Source organism: Methylobacterium gnaphalii (genome assembly GCF_007992215.1).
Taxonomy (GTDB): Bacteria; Pseudomonadota; Alphaproteobacteria; order Rhizobiales; family Beijerinckiaceae; genus Methylobacterium; species Methylobacterium gnaphalii.
Genome location: NZ_BJZV01000027.1, coordinates 11,854 through 30,319, shown reverse-complemented (window position 1 = coordinate 30,319; position 18,466 = coordinate 11,854). Strand labels below are relative to the sequence as shown.

The window sequence follows — 18,466 nt, the reverse complement described above, 5'->3', positions numbered from 1 at the left end:
GCGGCTGACCGAATTCAGGGAGACGCTAAGGCAGTTCGAGTTCTCCCTCCGCACAATCGAAGAATGAAGTCACAAGTTTATCTTACGCTTCGTTCTATTCGGCCGCCTTCATCTGGCCTTGAAACCATACTTCTGGGCAGGACAGTTCAATGGGGCGCAGTATTTATTTGAAGGGTGCCTCAAGCACACGTACACCCAACATATTGCGCAATGGGATAAGTCGAGCCGGTAGTTGACCTTCCAGCACGAGGAATACTTGCACAACGCGCGTGCCGCCGCAAACACGCTCCATCGCCTCTAGCACCGCGCTGTATTTGATGCATTGAAAGAGCCCTCGCACAAGGTCGGGCTCGGGAGCGGTGGATGGCTTGACCTCAGCTCCGACCCATATGCCTTGCCGGTCGAACGATACGTCAAGGCGGTCTCCCGAAGGAAGTGGTACCTCGGTCCGTCCAACCGGCGTGCCCTTCGGCAACCCGAACAAGTCGGGTTGCTTCGCCACGCGCTCCTTAAACGCGCGATGCCGCTCTCCTTCGCCACCGCCAAACGCAGCTGCCGCATAGACATCGTCAGCCGCGTTTGGAGTCGGGTAGTCGAGAGACAACAGGTCAAGTGTCTCCCGCCATCGCGGAAAAGCGTAGATCTTCGCGTGCGCACCGGCGATGACGGCCCGCTTCTTGTCGATCGGAAGTTCGACGAATTTGTCAGCGCGAAAAAACCATGAAATGCCCTCGCCGGGCAGGCCCGTTTGCCGATTGACGACCAAAGCCTGCAGCGGTGGGATATCGACCTTCCACGACTTAGCCAGTCTCTCAATAGTGTTGCCGATGCTGCCTAAGACATAGTTGAGGTTGCGGGCATTCGGCATGGCCAGTTCAGCTGCAAGATCGCCGTAAATAATCGGGCGCTGAAGCTCGGCTTGACGCACCAGAAGAGGGAGAGCACGGCGAGCGCGCTGCTGAAACAGCTGGTCGCCCGAGATCGGGTCAGCGATCTGTGCAGTGTTGCGCGGCAATCAAACCTCCCCAGTCCCGATCTTTTGCGTTTGCAGGTATTTGCATCGCACCGGTCAGCTCCCGTGCTCTGCCGCCCAGCAGAACAGGTTGGCCAGCCGCATCTCCTCGACGCTTTTAGCCACGATATCGAGGAGCCCCGGCGACGCGACGAGGACGGCCAGGCACCGTGCCCGGCTGATGGCGACGTTGAAGCGGTTGCGCGACAACAGAAATGCGGCGTCGCGTGGCATGTCCTCGGCACCCGACGTCGCCATCGACACGAGCACCACTTCCGCCTCTTGCCCCTGGTATTTATCGACCGTGCCGACGCGCGCGCCCGCCGGCAGGCGACTCCTCAGTAGGTTCACTTGCATGTTGTAGGGGGCGACCACCAGCACATCGTCGAGCGACATCGCGCGCTCGTGTCCCTTTCGGTCGACCACGCGCTGCCGAAGCAAGCTATTCAAAATAGCAAGCACCTCGTCGGCTTCCTCCTGCGATCGCTGCCGACAGCCGGAGTGCGCCACGGGACGAAAGGCGAGACCTGCGGGTTTGAGTGCCGGATGGGCGTCGGTGGCCAGCACGAGCCGCTGTTGGGTGCAGCCGACCTCAGCCTGAAGCTGCCCATCGTAGACCGCAGCCGAAACAAAGCCGCAGAGATCCGGATGCATCCGCCAGGTGCGCGAGAGGAAGATGCCGCGCTCGGGCGGCACCACCGCGTGATCCTCGAGCAGGTGATCGAGTGCCGAGGCGCCGCTCGAACGAGGGTGCGCCCCCTGGATTGGCTGGGCAAGCTGCATCTGGTCGCCCACGAGCACTAGGGAGCGCGCGCCGTGTGCCATTGCCACAAGGTTGCCCAGTGAAACCTGACCTGCTTCATCCACGAAGAGCACGTCGCGGCTCGCGCGCAGCTCCTCGCGTGCGAACAGCCACGCAGTACCGGCTAGGATCGGCAGATCCGGGTCAATTTGCTTGTTGTCCGCAATGCTCGCGATGTAGCCGCGACCCGCGAAGCCGCCCTCGTTCCCGCTGTCCTTCTTCTGCCCAAGCGTCGTGACAGGCCGCCCTGCCGCGTGGAGGCGCTCCTCGACGGCGTGCAGCACGTTGTCGATCGCCTTGTGGCTGTTCGAGGCGATGCCCACCGTCCTACCGTCGGCGATCAACGCCGCGATGATATGGGAGGTCGTATAGGTTTTGCCGGCGCCGGGCGGCCCCTGGATCACGAGCCATGAGCGGTCCAGTGCGCGCACCGCCGCGATCGCGGACGTGAGCAGCCGAGCGGGGTCCTCGCGGTCTTCCATCGCGATAATTGGGCTTCCGGCGGCGCGTCCCGTTAGCCGGGGCGGCATCCGGGCCAGCAGCGCGGTGATGTGCGGGAAGCCCGAGCCGCCTGCTGTCATGTCCGCCGCGACCGTCCACACGGCTTGACGCAGGACGTCGACCGACAGCGGCATGCCAGGCATGAGGCTGACCGCCTCCGGCAGCGGACCGCTTCGTTGGGCGCGCTTCAGCGTAACGAGGCGGCGCGACTCGTCGAGGGCGACGATGTTCCCGACTGACGCACCGTCCTGCGTAAGGCAGACCGCGCTGCCCGTACGCAACTTCGTCTCCTGCTCGAGATAGCGGAAGCGGTAGGTAAAGCTCCGGTTCTCGGTCCCAATCCAGTCATCGCCGTCCCGCTCGCAGCCAGCAAGGCACTCCTCGTCCTCCTGCAGCTCTTCGAGTCCGCGCTCTTGACGATCGAAGTACGCCCACCAGGCGGGCTTTTGCTCGCGCCGATGAAACCCCACGAGGTCCGCCATGAGCTGGCGAACCTCGGCCCCTGGCAGGCTCGGATCACCCACTACCCGCGCCTCGAGCTCGGCTTGCGCGCGCTCGCGCTCTTCCCGTTTCTCGCGCCCCTCATCCAAGTCGGGCGGTAATCCGTCAGCCAAGCCGCGCGCGGCTACGATGCCGGCCGCCTTTGCCAGCCCAATCAGCCAGTCGCGCAGCAACAGGGTCGAGAGGCAATCGTCGCGGTTATACTCTTGGATCGCCGCTAGCGCGCTTGCATCGCCGGTCGTTCGCCAGCGGTCATAGAGCACGAGGCTGTCGCCACCCGAGACCACCTCAGTCGTGCGAGGCGGCATGTAGAATCGCTCTAGGCTCTTGATCGAGTAACTCGCCTCGCCGACACGTACGCCTTCGCGCACGACGCGATAGAGATCGACCATGCGGCCTTCTCGAAGAAGGTTGTCGACTGCGGTTTCGGCCACCGCGTGCATCGAGGCAAGCCGGCGCAAGGCTGTCTTCTCGTAGGGCGCGTAGTGGTAGAGATGGGCTCTGGGCGCTTCCAAGAGGCGGCGCATGAGGAACGCCATCACATCAGTGAATGCGCGCTTCTCCTGTGCCCGATCATGCGCCCAGATGGCTAGGAAGCGCATTTCAGGATGGCCGGGCACCGGCGTTCCGTCCGGGTCATTGGACTTCGCTCGCCAGAGAACGCCGCACAGGTACTCGAGGCCGCCCGGGTGCATCGGGTCGCCCTCGAAGTCGAAGAACAGGTCGCCCGGATCGGACGGCGGCAGGCGATCGAACCCAAGGCCAGAAGCGTGCGCTAGCAATTCGTACACGCCGCGCCCTTCGCTCGCGCTCTGATGCTGCAACCGCGCCTGCTGGACAAGCCGGGCAAGCGTCTCGGCGCCGATACCGGGCACGCGCTGCGCGTCGAGGGCGCCGAGCAGGGCCGCTGTCGAGACGTTGGCCTCCATCAAACGCAGGCGCTGACGCCGAGAGATATCTGCAACCCGGCACAGATGATCGGCCTTCGCCCACGCCTCGTCGCAGGTCACCATCCACTCGCACTTGCCGCAATGGCCGCACGGCTCGCCCTCAAGGCCGACCGGGATGTCAGCCGCGAACCGCTCGAGACGCTGGGCGGCACGGCGGACGTAGTGCCGAACTTCGGCGAGGCGGAACCGCTCGATTACGTGCGGTTTGGCCGGGTCGCCGCTACCGAGCATTAGCGCGCCGTGCTCAGCCACCTGTCCCTGCACGCGAGCCAGGAGATCACCGTAGAGGGCGATCTGCAGCACGTGTGCGGGTTGGGCCGTATGGGCTAGCTTGGCGTCCCACGGCTCGTACGACCATGCCCAGCTCGGGCAGGCTGTCTCGACCCGCACAAGGAAATCGGCGTAACCGATCCAGGGCCCGTCCACGAGGGCCGCCTGCGCGATTAGCGGTGCGCCGCGGTCCATTGCAGTGCGAGTCGCCCTCATGGCTTGCTCGGGGCTGTCCCGGCCGATCAAGACCGGCGCGCCGTGCTGCGCGCATAGCGTGGCTAGGCAGCGATCTTCGTGCTCCTGCCCCTTACGTTGAATCAGCCCGGCCTGAGCATCCGCGACGACCTCGGGTGCAGAGCGCAGGCCGCGCCGCTTCTCCAGCGTCCAAGCCGCCGAGGTCGTACAGCCGAGAAACGTCGCGAGGAAGGTCGGCGAGAGGCGACCGATCTCGGGCGTCGAGGCCTGCATGTCCGACTTCCCTTTCCTTCCGGCCGTTGTGGACGCCGGATAGCGTTAAGGGCACCTACCATAGGTTGATCGGTTAGCGTCGCAACAGTTGACCGGCTGCCGACTGCAACCAATCGATCGGGATGAAAAAGGGCGATGGCCGCGTTTCCCGTGCTGGGTATTGCGGTCGCATCCGCCGCCAGCATCGCCACAGACGCCCCTCGATCGTGGTTTCCGAGCCGGCGTTTGCCGCTCGAGCAAGAGAAATTGGGTTTGCAGCCCCTCCCCTCGCGTTGCGACCGACAGGCCTGCGAACCGAGGATTAGCCTAGCCTGGCGAGGTTTCCACGGACCGCATCGCGGCCAGCGTTGAGAGCCGGTTTGCGATGGTCGACCTCTGCCCGAGCTGTATGGTCGCGATCGTCAGCCGATCATCGCCACCCTCGATGCGGTGCCGGCCGATGACGCCCTCGGGTTGAATCAAGCCGGCGTGATGCGGGTAAAGCAGCATCAATTGCTGGCAGCCGTATAGACGTCCGTATGCCATCAGCTGATAGACGTCCCCTTGCGCGACGCCCCGCTTGGGGTCATCGATCTGCGACGCGAGGCGCTTCCACTTCGTGTCGATGATCAACTTAGGTGCATCTCGCTGGCTGACGATGATATCGGGCCGAGTGAGGAAGCGTTTGGAGCCACTTGTTCCGATTTCGTCGAGCTCGATTAGGCAGTAACGGCCGCCTCCCTGCAGACGAACTGCGAACCCTTCTTTGGCGAGTGCGCGCGCCAGAAGGCGTCCCACATATTCCTCGAACAGCACGTTCATCTCGAAGAGGAGCGCAAAGCCCGGCGCGTGGCCGCGCGAGGTCGTTTGGAACTGGTTGCCGAGGAGCAGACGCGCCAACCGTTTCAGCTCGCCCCAGCGCGCGTTGGTCCGATCGATGACCGCATCGTCCCAGCACAAGGCCGAAACCGGGATGTCGGTGATATCGGCGAACGCGAATGCAAGCTCGCGCAGGCTGCGCACATTGTCAGACGCACGCGCCACAGACGCGAGGCGTGACACCACCGCCTTCAAGATTTGGTTGAGGGCGTTGTCGGGCGAAAGCTCGTCATAGCGGCAGGCCAGACGCTGCGGTGACGCAGCAAGCGCCGAGAACTGCCGCACAACGTCAAGGCGACCGCGCAAAGCTCGCAGATCGTCTGCCTGGGAAATGTACCGACGCGGCAAGCCCCGGCGAACCGCTTCGAAAAGCTTGGTACAGAAGAGGCGAATCAGCACCTCGAGGAGCGTCTCGTGCTGCGTGCCGAGCGCCGTTATGGACCCGATGGCGATATCGAGATCGAGGGCGACCGCGAGCATGTGGATCAGCTCGCGCCTGAGCGCCGCCGGCCTATCTGCGTGACCCGCTCCGAAGCCAATCAGATCGATCTTCGGCAGAATTTCCAGAGCGCAGCCCTCGGCCGCGAGGACGCCGACGATCTGGCCAGCTCGAATCGCGTCGCGTCCGTGCTGCAGGATGCGGCCGCCATCCTCCCCGCCGAGTGCGGTACGCCGTGCCACTGCCGCGAGCCGGTCGGCCATAGCCATGGGGATGGTATCGCGTTGGGAGAGGTCCTCGCCGTAAGGTAGGCGACTCCACTCCAGCATCGTGCGCTCGATCATGCGAAGCTTGCATAGGCGTCGGGCAGGAACGGGTCGCGGAGTGCCCACCGGACGCGCGGCAGCGCGTGATCGTCGGAGGTCATCCCGGGCGGCGGTTTGAGTTCCGTGCGCACGAGGAACCGACCCTCTCCGGACTTTGCGTCAGCATCCCCCAGGACGATCGCCACCCGGGTCCAGTCCTCGAAGAAGTACTCGACCAGCAGAGGGATCACCTTGGTCCTCATCACGACGTCGATCTCAGCGCGCGTGTCGCGGCCGATGAAGTACGCGTGCCCGATCTGATGGTCGCGATCGAAAAGGTACTCGATGCGCTCGTTGAGGACGCGCAGCATGTTGCGGAGCGGGACGCCGTCTACGAATTCCGGAAGACGGCTCGGATCGGGCATCAGCTCGCGAAACGTGAAACGACGACGCAGCGCCGTATCGAGCAGCGCGATCGAGCGATCGGCGGTGTTCATTGTTCCGATGATGTGCAGATTGGCTGGCACTACGAATGAGCTGCGCGAGTAAGGAAGCTGCACCTCGAGCGCATTTAGCCCACCGAAGCGCTTGTCTGGCTCGATAAGCGTGATCAGTTCGCCGAACACCTTCGAGATGTTGGCACGGTTAATCTCGTCGATGATGAGTACGAAGGGAACGGGCGGATGAGCGTCTGCGCTCTCGCGGTTCGACAGGATATAGCGTTCGAGAACGGGCCTGTTGATGCTGCTCGCGGCGAGCTCGTAGATCGCCGCCATAGCAAAGGCACGGTCGAAGATGTCACTGACCGGGGCGCCTTCCCGGTTCACCCAGAGCCATCGCACCGGTCGCTGGTTGACATAACCGTCCGCCTCGCGGGGCACATACCGGTAGGGTCCGACGACTTCGCCGATTGCGCGGAAGAGGCTGTTGCCCCTCGACACAATGATGATGTCGCCGGTGCGGACCTCGTTGCGTAGGATGTATGGGAAGCGAACATAGCCGACATTGGCGTGCGCCTCTTCGTGATCAGGGTGATGTGGCCGCCAAGCCTCAATCATCGCCTCCCGACTGGCGAAAGCCTCGTCCGACCAATCGACTTGGTCGCCCCAGCCGAGCAGTACGGAATTGGTTTCGATCGCGTCCTCGAAAATATGCTCGTCGGTCGAGTTATTGGCTCGCCCGATCGACATCTTAAAGAATTTTTTGTTCGCTAGATCGTAGTTGGCGTCACTTTGGCCGCCGCCGGTCAACGCGCTACGTGCCAGCCGGACGAATGCACCGGGTTCTGGCTCCAGGGTAAATCCTGCACCCGCTTCACCCGTTTCCGAGTGAATAGGCTTCGGACGCAGGCCCTCAATGAACTCCTCGTACGAATAAGATTGATGGAAGGTCACGAAGGCGATCTGCTTAAGTCCGCAGAGTTCGCGATACTTCGCCATAACGGCAGACCGATCGTCGAAATCGAAGTCGTCGTAACCGCACAGCCTCACAGCTTCGGCGGCCGTTCTGAAGGTCTTCCCTGTTCCCGGTGGGCCGTACAGAATCAGGTTCGTGGGCTCTGGTGTAAGTGCGGACACTGCAGACTCCGGGATCGAAGCTGATGAGAGCGCGGCCGCGCGGTCGCGACATGTGACCCAGATGAAGCTTTGGACGTCGAAGAGGTCGCGCGGGCGCCAATCCCAGGCATCGCGCATGATGGCGAAGATCGCGCGGCTGAGTTCGAGCACGGTGGCGTACTCGGTGCGGGTCAGCGGGCCATTCGCGAAGAGGGAACGGCCGAGCAGCATCATGCCAGCGTTATAAAACGGCTGGTAGCGTACAAGGATAGCCTCGTCCGGCCGCACGAGAGCGAGAACGAGGGTCGGGAGTACGCGGCTTTCGGCGTAGGGCATGTTCGCCTCCCGCCCCGCGGAAAGGGCTGGCCAGACGGTCTCGACAAAGTGGGCCGCGGCCTCGTCCGGTCCAGCAGTATCGCGCGCCAGACGCCCAGTTGCCGCCTCCAGGACCCCGGGATGACTTTCTCGCACGGCGCGCAGCAACTCATTCGTGCGAAAATTGCCCAGCAAGTTATGGTCGCGACCGAGCAGCACCTCAAGAATCGCGCTACCGAGGGCCGCGTCGTCACCTGTTGCGCCGTCGACCAGTGCCGAGACTCGGGCAATCAACGCGCGCTTGTCGGTATCCTCGTCGGCATGAAATTTCCCGCCTTCGGCCTGGAAGGCGCTCGGCAGGAAGTCTGGGAATGCCGCTAGGAAGACCTGCTTTAACCGCTCCAACACCGCTCGATTTAGTACAGGGCGATGCGCATCGTACCAGTCGAGCAATTGAGCAACGGCGGCGGCTTCGGCGAGTTTTACGCTCGCTACCGCGCGCGGAAACCCTTGCGCCCTTAACGACGCGCCTGGATCGTGTTTCAAGCGGGGTGGCAAGTTCGAATGGCGACCTTGGTCCGCCGTGTATGTGGTCATATCGCCGATGGGCAGGGGGCTCTGGAGCCCGTCGGCTTCAATCCAAATGGTGATCGTACCGACGTCCCGCTGAAGCCCGATCTGGCGTCCATCCGGGAGTTGAAACCCAACCGCCTTTCCGCTCGGCTTGTCGCCGCAAATGGGCGTGCCATATCGAGCGCGCAACGCTGCTTCAGTAAAGGCGACACCAGATGATGACGCACTGGCGGCTTGCGTTGATGTTTCACTGCCTGCAGGTGCCGTTCCGATCTGATTCGACCCATCATCGGCCATTGACGCTCATGTTCCTAGTAACGGCCGCAGTTGACATGCCTTCGACAGCAAGGATGTCTGCGCGAGTGAGGCAGCAAATCGCAGTTGCATTTCCAGCTGCCTTTTCCCTCTTTTTCCTGGGTTAAAGATTGATGCACTGCGCTTGTCCAGGGCGATGGAGGCTTATGTCGAGGATGTGAACGCATACGAGCGGCTTCGTGCAACCTGGGATGAGTCCCCTAAAGTGAAATAAAGCAGATCAGCCTAGAATACGGAAAGTGAAACCACCTTCGTGTTGATCGTCCCAATCGCGGTGATCTGGGTTCAAAATTAGTGCAGGGTCGAAGTAAATGGACCTGGGAAAAGACCGGCATACACTATTGCCTGGGTGCCCGGATCTGGCTCTAGAATGTCACCAGAATACCACAATTTTGCCATTGTGCCTTTTGCTCAAAGTCCGGTGGACCGGTCGAAGTTGAACTATTTTTCGACGAGCGAACAACCAGTTTGATTGATCGCAAACTGGCCGACATCTGACTGACAGCTTTCGGCCTCATTACTCCGAAGCAGACTTAGATGGAGCGGCAGATGTCGACCCAATTTTGTTATTCACAGCGCGCGGTGCAGTGCCGGAAAGCGGACTTTTGCTCTGTCGAGGTTCCGGCCGCTTCGCGCTCATTCCGGAAGCGGACGTCACCTCAGATCTGATGAAAGTCTCAGGTGCGCCATAAGCAGAAGCCGGGTGGCTGTCCTGAAGCGGACGCGAGCACGACAAGGTGGCTGACGCCGCCGATTATGGATCGCCTGGGACGGGCATTGGCAAAATGCGATCTGCAGCAGACCGTCGTTATTCTCGATGCCCGTAGCCTCTTATTCGCTCGAAGACCTCCCGCGCCAGGTGTTCCTGAGCAGCCGACCGAAACTGCTTGTCGCTCATCACTCGGCTAAAAATCTCGTCATTGCCCTCCATCCTCTGAATGAATAGATCGTCCAATACGCGGCTGAAGTACGCTGCAAAATTCGCCTCATTATTGGCTTTGGCGGCCTCGATCACCTGCTCGTTGTTCTCAGCTGTGGCACGGACCTGATCGAAGAACAGCTGGTCCGCTTCCGTGAAGTCAGTACCGAACCTCTCATTGAGTTGCCCGACCAAGGTGGACAAGGCCACTTCGGTGTCCATTTGGCGGCTAGTGCCAACGTCGGTTGGCCCCTTAAGCGGGTCAATCTCACCGGTTTGGAGGTCGATCGCCCCCTCACTTACCTGCTGCAGTCGAAAGAATTTCAGGGCGACCTCATCGTCGAGCGTGAAACGGACCCCGCCCCCGGGCGGCGGCAGCTTCGGACCCAAGTTCCGCACGAATGCGTAGAGCCGTTCCAGCTCCTCGTCGAAGTAAGGCAGGATTTGCGACAGAAAGCCGTATAGATTGCGGTAGGCGGTCAGTACGCCGCGGAACGCTTCCTGCGCTTCCTCGTCGCGCTCCTTGAAGCGTGCGACGCAGCGGTCGAGAACCGCGTTCATCTGCTTGTGGTCTTGGCCGCTCGGGTCGCGGATCGCTTTGAACCAGACCGCCGCGAAGTCCGTCACGTCCTGAGGCGTGAAAATGGCTGCCTGCAGCAGCTTGTGGTGCAACTCATTGAGCTTCTGCGGATCGGCGTTCTCCCCGACGGGCGTCGTCTCGTAGTAAGGCTTGAACGCCTTGAAGATATCCTCCTCCTCATTGCGGAAGTCGAGGACGAAGGTGCGGGTCTTGCCCACAGCGGTACGGTTCAAGCGCGAGAGCGTCTGCACGGCTTGCACGCCAGCCAGCTTCTTGACCACGTACATGGTCTGCAGGAGCGGTTGATCGAAGCCGGTCTGATACTTCTCGGCCACGATCAGGATGCGGTACTCCTCGCCCGCGAAGCGTTCGGGCAGCTCGCGTTCGGGCAGGCCGTTGTTCATGCTCACTTCGGTGAAGGATGATCCTGGAATGTCCGGGTCCTCCACGGTGCCGGAAAAGGCGACGAGAGCGCGAATGCCGCTATAACCTTTGTCCTTGATATAGCGATCGAAGGCCTGCTTGTACTTGACTGCCGACAGACGGGAGGCGGTCACCACCATTGCCTTCGCTCGCCCGCCCAGCTCGTGCATCACCTTCAGGCGGAAGTGTTCGATGACTACCTGGACGACCTGCTCCACGTTTACGGGGTGAAGCTCCAGGAACTGCCCTAACGCTTTCGCGGCCGCCTTCTTGGGAACTTCGCGGTCGCCTTCGGCCTGCTTCACCAGGCCGAAGAAGCGTTTGTAGGTCGTGTAGTTCTGCAACACGTCGAGGATGAAGCCTTCCTCGATCGCCTGCCGCATCGTGTACTCGTGGAAGGGTGCTGCGCCGCTCGGCCCAGGCTCGTCGAATACCGCCTTGGTTTTGAACTTGGGCGTGGCGGTGAAGGCGAAGAAGCTGAGGTTCGGCTGCCGTGCCCGACTCATCACCTCTTTCAGGATCGCGGCACGCGCCTCCTCCGAGAGGGCATCGTCCTCTTCTTCGCCGAGCTGCGCGGCGATCGCGTCGGCAATGCCGTCCTTGTTCAGGATGCCCTTGAGCGCCGCGACCGTCTCGCCGGATTGCGAGCTGTGGGCCTCATCAACGATCACGGCGAAGCGCTTGCCCGCGGTGTCGAGCGCAAGCCCCTCGCCCTTCTTCTCCAGCGTACGGATCGCCTGGCTGATGAACGGAAACTTCTGGAGCGTCGTGATGATGATCGGCGTGCCGCCGGCCAGCGCCTTGGCGAGCTGCTGCGTGTTCTCGTCGATCTTCTCGACCACGCCTGTCTTGTGCTCGAACTGGTAGATCGTGTTCTGCAACTGCTGGTCGAGCACGCGGCGGTCGGTGATGACGATCACCGAATCGAACACTTTGGCATCGTTCCCGTCGTGCAGGCTCGCCAACCGGTGAGCCAACCACGCGATGCTGTTCGACTTGCCCGACCCCGCCGAGTGCTGGACGAGGTAGTTGCGCCCAGGCCCGTGCGCGCGTGCGTGGCCGACGAGCTTTCGCACCGCATCGAGCTGATGGTAGCGCGGGAAGATCATTGCCTCGCGCCGCACAGTGCGCTTGCCCGTCGGCGTGTCGATCGTCCGCTCACTCACGTCGAGGTGCATGAAGCGCTGCAGGATATCGAGCAGGCTGTCGGCGCGTAGGACCTCATCCCAGAGGTAATGCGTTTTCCAGTTCCCCGCGACCGGCGGGTTTCCGGCCCCGAAGCCGTGACCGCGGTTGAACGGCAGAAACAGCGTCTCCGCACCCTTCAGCTCGGTCGTCATCCAAGCTTCATCGGGATCGACCGCGAAATGCACCAGTGCTCGCTCCTTGAAGCGAAACAGCAGGTCGCGGCCGTCGCGGTCGATCTGATACTGCTTGCAGGCATCCGCGGCACGCTGGCCTGTAAGCGGGTTCTTGAGCTCCACAGTGACGACCGGCAGCCCGTTGAGGCTCAGCACCACATCGACGATGCAGGTGCGCGGACTTCCGTCCGGGCGCTTTAGCACCTGCGAAGGGAAGGCAACCTGCCGCGTGATCGTCAGCCGGTTCGTGGCATAGCGCGCCGCGCTCTCCGGGTTCATGCCCGAGTTCGGCTGGAACCAGGCGAGCCGGAGCTCCTTGCCATAGCACTTGAAGCCATGCCGCAGCACGCCGAGCGCTCCCTTGCTCGCCAGCTCTTTAGCCAGGCTGTCGAGCACCATGGCGGATGTGCGATCCTTCAGCATCGCCTCGAGCTGGCCCCAGCGCGCGGGCTGGCTGTCGCGGATGAAGGCAATCACGTCCTCGGAGAACAGCGCGGAAGACACGTCGAAGTCTGCCGGCGCGCGCTTCTGGTACCGGTCGCGCGTGATCAGGCCGTGCTCGATCGCGTGCTCGAAATCGGCTTCCGTATGGCCAGGCACGTTCAAATCTCCACGACCGAAGCATTATCAATGTCGGATAGTGTTCGGCCATTGACCTCGTCGAAGTGAAAGTAGCGGATCGAAGGGTCGGCGTTGAGCTGCCCGTTACCGTTCAAGTAAGCGCCGGGGTTATCGTTAGTGCCAAATACGAACTTGCGGACGCGGATACGCCTCGCGTCGCCGGTGTAATGCTCTATTGTGCGCTTCAGGCTGCGGCACCAGCACACCCCCGCTCGCAGTTGCGGCACGATTTTTTCGGCTGTCAGGCTTTTGCTCTTAAATTCAATGCAGTCGGCAACGAAGCTGCGGCCTTCGGTGCGAAAAACAACGAAGTCGCACCGCTTTGACCAAGGCTTGGCATTATCGTCGAGGAAGTGGAACAACGCGGGCTTCGCCTTCTTGCGCTGCAACTCGACCTGATCGTGGTCTAGCTTGAACGCCATGCCCAGCCCGTTGAGGCCGAGCGAGATACGTCGGGTCCGCGCCCGCGTCGCGCCTTCGGGATAGTACTTCTCGGTAAGTATCACATGCCCGCCTTCGCCGTCGTGGACGACGTAGCGATGGTTCACATAAGCCTTCAGGTGCTGGAAATAAGTTGCCGCGTCGAGGCTCATTGTAGCCCCTCAACTTGGCCGGTGACGGCGGCTGTAATGAGGGCGGAGCGGTACTCCAGCAATTGGCTGACGCTGCTCTCAACAAGCTCCGATTGTCTGTCGTGCGCGGCGATCTCGGAATCAATATGAGCACTTATGGCGCGTTGCTCGTCGGGAGAGGGTAGACAAACGAGCGTTGCCTTAGATGTTTCCACATTGAAGTGCTGCTGAAGGGCACCCTCGGAGCCTAATGTGTACTGCGTAGCAGCCACATCGCTGTTAAGAAACCAGCCGAGATAGCGCGGATCGGCATTCAAGGGCTTACGGATAATGACGAGGTCAATGCAGTTGGAGCCTGCGAGGTCCTCGCTGATGATTGCCGTGGTGCCCGGAGCTCCCGTACGGACCGCGACCAAATCTCCTTGCCGAAGCTCGGACTTCCGGTTCAGCTCGTGACCGTCTTCGGTAATGTTGCGCGTGTCAGACAGGTCGAAACCCATGATGCGGACGTTCAAGCCTCGCAATGCGAGCACGCCCTCGTCGGCATAGTATGCAGCCGGCGTGACGACGATGCCGACAGTTACGCGCGGCGATATACGCTTGAGTGGTTTCACCTCCCAATGCGCGGGGATTTGGCCGAGCCAGTCGATACCGCTGTCCTTCATAGGGGCGGCGGGGTTGAGGCCCTTGGTTACGGCCTGGGTGATGATCGCCTGGCGCTTCTCCGCCAACCGTTCCAGCAGCGCCCGCTTCTTCTCGATCAGCCCGTCAATCTGCGCCGTCTTCTTGTCGAGGAAGGCAGCGATGCGCTGCTGGGTTTCGAGCGGCGGCCACTTCCAGGGAAGTTTTAGAATGTCAGCTGGATTTACGCGCTGGTGGCTGCGAGTAGCGGACTGAACAATGGCCGAGAGGCGGTCCGTCACTTTCTCGCTTGCCCAGAGATAATACCCGTACCGCTGCTGGAACTGATCCGATTGAATCGGCACAAACTCCCCCGAAGCCAGCGTCGGCATCTCCTCTTGTGGCTCGGCGATGCAAATCGTCCGCTTGCGAGGGTTTAGCTTGGAGACAAGTAAGGTCGGCTTGGTGATCAGCAGCTTGGAGCTGTCAATATCCTCGGCAGGTTGCACCAACGGTCCGCCCGTCTCCTGCACCTGCGGGATTGAATAATGGGCCACCATCTCGCCGTCGTAGAGGTCAGGTGACACGGTTAGGCGATATGGATTGCAGAGGAAGTCGGCGCGCAGCTCTTTCCAATCAGCGGGAAACTCGGCCAGCCAGTCGTGCTCGTTCACCCGACCAGCCCCTTCAAAAGCCCCGCAATCTCACCTTCGAGCGCCTGAATGTCCGCCTCGATCTCCGACAGCCGCCGCGGCGGCTTGTAGACGTAGAAGTGCCGATTGATCGGGATCTCGTAGCCGACCTTCGTTTTGGCGTAGTCGACCCATGCGTCCGGCACGTGCGGTAGCACCTCGGCCGCCACATAGGCGTCAATGGCAGGGCGCATCGCCGTCACCAGCTTCTCGTTGAGCTGATCCGGGCCGAATCCGATCGGCAGCGGCAGGGCCGTGCCGGGCGGCAAGGGCACGTTCTCGGTGTCGCGCAGCTCGGCGTCGGGCTCGGGCCGCCCCTTGCCGTCACGGCAGATTTCCGCCTTCGGATCGCGCTCCCCCAACGCGGCGAAGATCGCCTTCTTTAGCGGCGCCGGCAGCTTCACGCCCGCCCGCTTCGCGGCCGCCTCCAGGTCCGCCTCGAACACCTCCCGGCCCATGTAGCGGCCCTTGCCTGCGAGCCGGCCCAGCATCGCGCGGATCGCATCTTGCGCCTGCCGTCCGGCCTCCTCCTCGGCCTCGACGGCCTTTACGTCCTTGCGTTTCTTCGACGTGGCGAGCGCGGCGAAGGCGGATTGCTCGTCCAGCCGCGCGATGCGTTCCGGCGTCGCCTCGAAGTTGAGGCGCAACGGCCGCTCGACCGTCACCTTGAGGAACCCGAACTCGCGGTTTTCGAAGATGCGGCTCACGACCCGGCTTTCCGGCTTGCCGTCGATCAGCAACGTCTCGCGCTCGCCGTCCTGGAAGTTGCCGTAGATCTCCGTCAGGCGGGCGATCTGCGCCTCGGTCAGCTCGTTGCGCTTGTTGTTGAGGCTCTTCTTCATCTTGGCGAAGAAGCGGGTCCCGTCGATCAGCTGGACCTTGCCGCGCCGCTCGGCCGCCTTCCGGTTGGTGACGAGCCAAACGTAGGTGAAGATGCCGGTGTTGTAGAAGAGCTGGTCCGGTAGGGCCACGATGGCGTCGAGCCAGTCATTCTCGATGATCCAGCGGCGGATGTTCGATGGGCCGGAGCCCGCGTCACCGCTGAACAGGGGCGAGCCGTTGAAGACGATGGCGATCTTGGAGCCTTCGCCGCCCTTCTCCGGCGGGTCCTTCATCTTCGAGATCATGTGCTGCAGGAACAGCAAGGACCCGTCATTGATCGCCGGCAGCCCGGCGCCGAAACGGCCAGAGAAGCCGAGCTCCTTCGCCTCCTTCTCGACGACCTTCTGCTGGTCCTTCCACTCCACACCGAACGGCGGGTTGGCGAGCAGGTAGTGGAACTGGCGGCCCGGGAAGCCGTCGCTGGTCTTGCCGTCGCCAAGTGTGTCACCGAGGACGATGTGATCGGTCTCCTCGTCCTTGATCAGCATGTCCGAGCAGCAGATTGCCCAGCTCTCGTCGTTGTACTCCTGGCCGTAGAGGGCGAGGTTGGCTCGGGCATTGCCGGCGCGAACCGTCTCCTCGGATATCGACAGCATGCCGCCCGTGCCGCAGGCCGGGTCATAGATTTCCCGGAAGACGCCTGGCTTATAGACGTCCTCCTCGCCCGTGTAGACGAGGTGGGTCATCAGCCGGATCACCTCGCGCGGCGTGAAGTGATCGCCAGCCTCTTCGTTCGCCTGCTCATTGAAGCGCATGACGAGATGTTCGAAGATGTAGCCCATCTCGATGTTGCCGATCCGGTCCGGATGCAGGTCCACGCCGGCCATCGCCTGAACGATCGCGTAAAGTCGATTGCTGGAATCCAGCTTCTCGATTTGATCGCTGAACTTGAATTTCTCGAAGATGCGCCGCGCCGTATCGGAAAACCCGTTGATGTAGGCGACGAGGTTCGGCGCGATGTTCTCGCTGTCCGCGAGCAGCTTCTCGAACGTGTATGGGCTGACGTTGTAAAGCGGCTGGGTCCGCTCCTTGTCGACAATCTTGGTCAGGAGCCGCGGGACGGCGCTCGCGGGCGTGCCGGCCGCCTTGAGCCGTGTGTGCTCCTTGATTACCGCGTCTTTACTGGGCGCGAGCAGGCAGTCTAGCCGGCGGAGCACGATCATCGGCAGCATCACGAGCCGATATTGTGGTGGTCGATAAGGCCCTCGTAGTCGGTTCGCGATTACCCAGATCTGGCCGGCGATCTCGCGGTGGCGTTCGGTTAGCAACTCGTTCCCCCAACCCGACGGGCATCAAGCACGAATCGTTTTCCTGCTCACCCGCATGCACCATTTGAAGTAGCATAACCATGCTCCCGTCTAGAGGGAGCTGCAGCCGCAACAGGCGAGCCCGATGCGTGGGAATGACTGCCAAGCCGCGAGTGCTTGAGCGGCTCAAGCTTTTCAGGCGCGGTTGGGTGATGCTTCACCTGCAGCTGTCGAACGCTGTCGCAGAAAGGCTGAACGCCTCAGACATCTGTGTTTAGACAGTCTCTTTAGGCGAGACGCGCCATTGATTGCACAGAAAGCGGACTTTCTCAACTTCAGCTATGGGTCAGGCGGAACCACGCCGAACGTCCGCTTTTTCCAAGCTGCGATCGAAAGCCGACAGGCAAAACCCACCCTTAGCCGTCATCCTGTCAGTGCATATGTCCGCTCCGCGGCAGTTGCTGGTCGAGTAAGAAGGCCGAGGCAGGCGCAAAGCGAACGATATCGCCCTCCCTCGCCGGAGAGGCAAAAGAACGTCTCTCGTTGGTTTGAGGGGGTTCGGCAGCATATAAATTAGCCTAACGCTACAATATTGCTACAATAGGCCGTATTGTATCTCAATTTCATTTGCCAAAAATTGATAAGCTTTTGCGGCTAATTCGAAAATTTCCCTTCAATATCGCTCAAGACGTTAGCTTTCCGAGCAGAGCATTAAGAGAGTTAGCTGCTGGTATCATCCTAAGTTACAAGGTTAGGAGATCACATCCGAACTTGTTGCTCTTGATGGCCTGGCTATTACTGTAACCGCTCTTGCCGGATATCGGCGCATTGTCCGGTATGAGAGCGGCTCGATTGCTGTCGGTAGGGATGGCGTCCGCGAACCTGTCGCCATGCCTACCTTGCGTAAAATTGCGGCCGATCAAGGCATTAGTCCACCCAACAGCGCTGAAAACATGATGAACACAAGACAGCTTAACGCCGCGATGATATCGGCCGTAAGTCTGATTTCTGTCTAAAAGCTAGCTTAATGAAGCGGATGCGAATATAATGTCCAACTTTTACATATATGATTATTAATCTTGTAAAGTACAGCAGCTTATCAGGGTATCTAGGTTTTACTCGAATGTACACCGCCGGTGGTATCCGATTGGCCGCATTATTTATCACTGATAAGTCTTAAAAATACTCACAAAACATTATAAAATATCTAAAACTTACATATAGCAATCAATTTCAATCTCAAACATAAATTCATTGATTTAGTTCAGAAAACTAGCGTCTCCCTCGAATGGATGCACCTCATCCGGACGAGGTTTCGTTACTTGGAACAGTTTCACCGAGCGCGTGATAGTGCTTTTGCTGGTGTTTTTAGTCTGAGGGTCAGTACAACGGTTTAACATTTCAACGATAAATTTCATAGATTTATGGCTAGGCTGATCACCGTTGAAGCTATTAACTACATCTCGTGGCCCATCATATCCTTCCAGGCGTATAGTATGGTACCAAAACGCCATAAGATACATAACGGATATTGTCTGCAAGCTATGACTACGGCGCGGCAAATTGCTTCGAAGGTAATCTAGTTTCCGTATAATATGTCTTATTTCTGCTATTGAGGTGGCAAGTAAAGAACTGTTCATATTGTTGTTTAACTTATCGAGGCATTCACATTCGTATTCTAAT

Annotated in this window: 8 protein-coding genes; all 8 read right to left on the bottom strand. The window is 60.7% G+C overall.

Annotated elements, in window-relative coordinates:
• Window positions 1-163: 163 nt before the first annotated feature.
• Window positions 164-1,015 (bottom strand): hypothetical protein, encoded by an 852-nt coding sequence (locus tag MGN01_RS19085; RefSeq protein ID WP_147048421.1) that lies wholly within the window; start codon window positions 1,013-1,015, stop codon window positions 164-166.
• A gap of 54 nt (window positions 1,016-1,069) precedes the next feature.
• Window positions 1,070-4,504, bottom strand: coding sequence for a TM0106 family RecB-like putative nuclease (locus tag MGN01_RS19080; protein ID WP_147048420.1), 3,435 nt, complete (start codon window positions 4,502-4,504; stop codon window positions 1,070-1,072).
• A 306-nt stretch (window positions 4,505-4,810) separates the two neighbouring features.
• Window positions 4,811-6,145 carry an McrC family protein gene (locus MGN01_RS19075; protein ID WP_147048419.1) on the bottom strand — a complete coding sequence of 445 codons (1,335 nt, stop codon included), beginning with the start codon at window positions 6,143-6,145 and terminating at the stop codon, window positions 4,811-4,813.
• Window positions 6,142-8,847 carry a DUF8426 domain-containing protein gene (locus MGN01_RS24200; protein ID WP_238258619.1) on the bottom strand — a complete coding sequence of 902 codons (2,706 nt, stop codon included), beginning with the start codon at window positions 8,845-8,847 and terminating at the stop codon, window positions 6,142-6,144. Before MGN01_RS24200 ends, MGN01_RS19075 begins: the two co-directional genes overlap by 4 nt.
• A gap of 826 nt (window positions 8,848-9,673) precedes the next feature.
• Window positions 9,674-12,571, bottom strand: coding sequence for a type I restriction endonuclease subunit R (locus MGN01_RS19065; RefSeq protein ID WP_210246086.1), 2,898 nt, complete (start codon window positions 12,569-12,571; stop codon window positions 9,674-9,676).
• Between the two features lie 179 nt (window positions 12,572-12,750).
• Window positions 12,751-13,362 (bottom strand): hypothetical protein, encoded by a 612-nt coding sequence (locus tag MGN01_RS19060; protein ID WP_147048417.1) that lies wholly within the window; start codon window positions 13,360-13,362, stop codon window positions 12,751-12,753.
• Complete coding sequence (locus MGN01_RS19055) at window positions 13,359-14,636, bottom strand: restriction endonuclease subunit S domain-containing protein (RefSeq protein ID WP_147048416.1); 1,278 nt, start codon at window positions 14,634-14,636, stop codon at window positions 13,359-13,361. The genes MGN01_RS19060 and MGN01_RS19055 overlap by 4 nt, the downstream gene beginning before the upstream one ends.
• A complete protein-coding gene (locus MGN01_RS19050) occupies window positions 14,633-16,804 on the bottom strand; it encodes a type I restriction-modification system subunit M (RefSeq protein ID WP_147048415.1) in 2,172 nt (723 codons plus the stop codon). The genes MGN01_RS19055 and MGN01_RS19050 overlap by 4 nt, the downstream gene beginning before the upstream one ends.
• Between the last annotated feature and the right edge of the window lie 1,662 nt (window positions 16,805-18,466).

What these genes read in the sequence shown, in the direction of transcription:
- MGN01_RS19080 (WP_147048420.1), bottom strand. Translation starts at nt 4,504, where the DNA reads ATGCAGGCCTCGACGCCCGAGATCGGTCGCCTCTCGCCGACCTTCCTC.
- MGN01_RS19075 (WP_147048419.1), bottom strand. Translation starts at nt 6,145, where the DNA reads ATGATCGAGCGCACGATGCTGGAGTGGAGTCGCCTACCTTACGGCGAG.
- MGN01_RS24200 (WP_238258619.1), bottom strand. Translation starts at nt 8,847, where the DNA reads ATGGCCGATGATGGGTCGAATCAGATCGGAACGGCACCTGCAGGCAGT.
- MGN01_RS19065 (WP_210246086.1), bottom strand. Translation starts at nt 12,571, where the DNA reads ATGCTGAAGGATCGCACATCCGCCATGGTGCTCGACAGCCTGGCTAAA.
- MGN01_RS19060 (WP_147048417.1), bottom strand. Translation starts at nt 13,362, where the DNA reads ATGAGCCTCGACGCGGCAACTTATTTCCAGCACCTGAAGGCTTATGTG.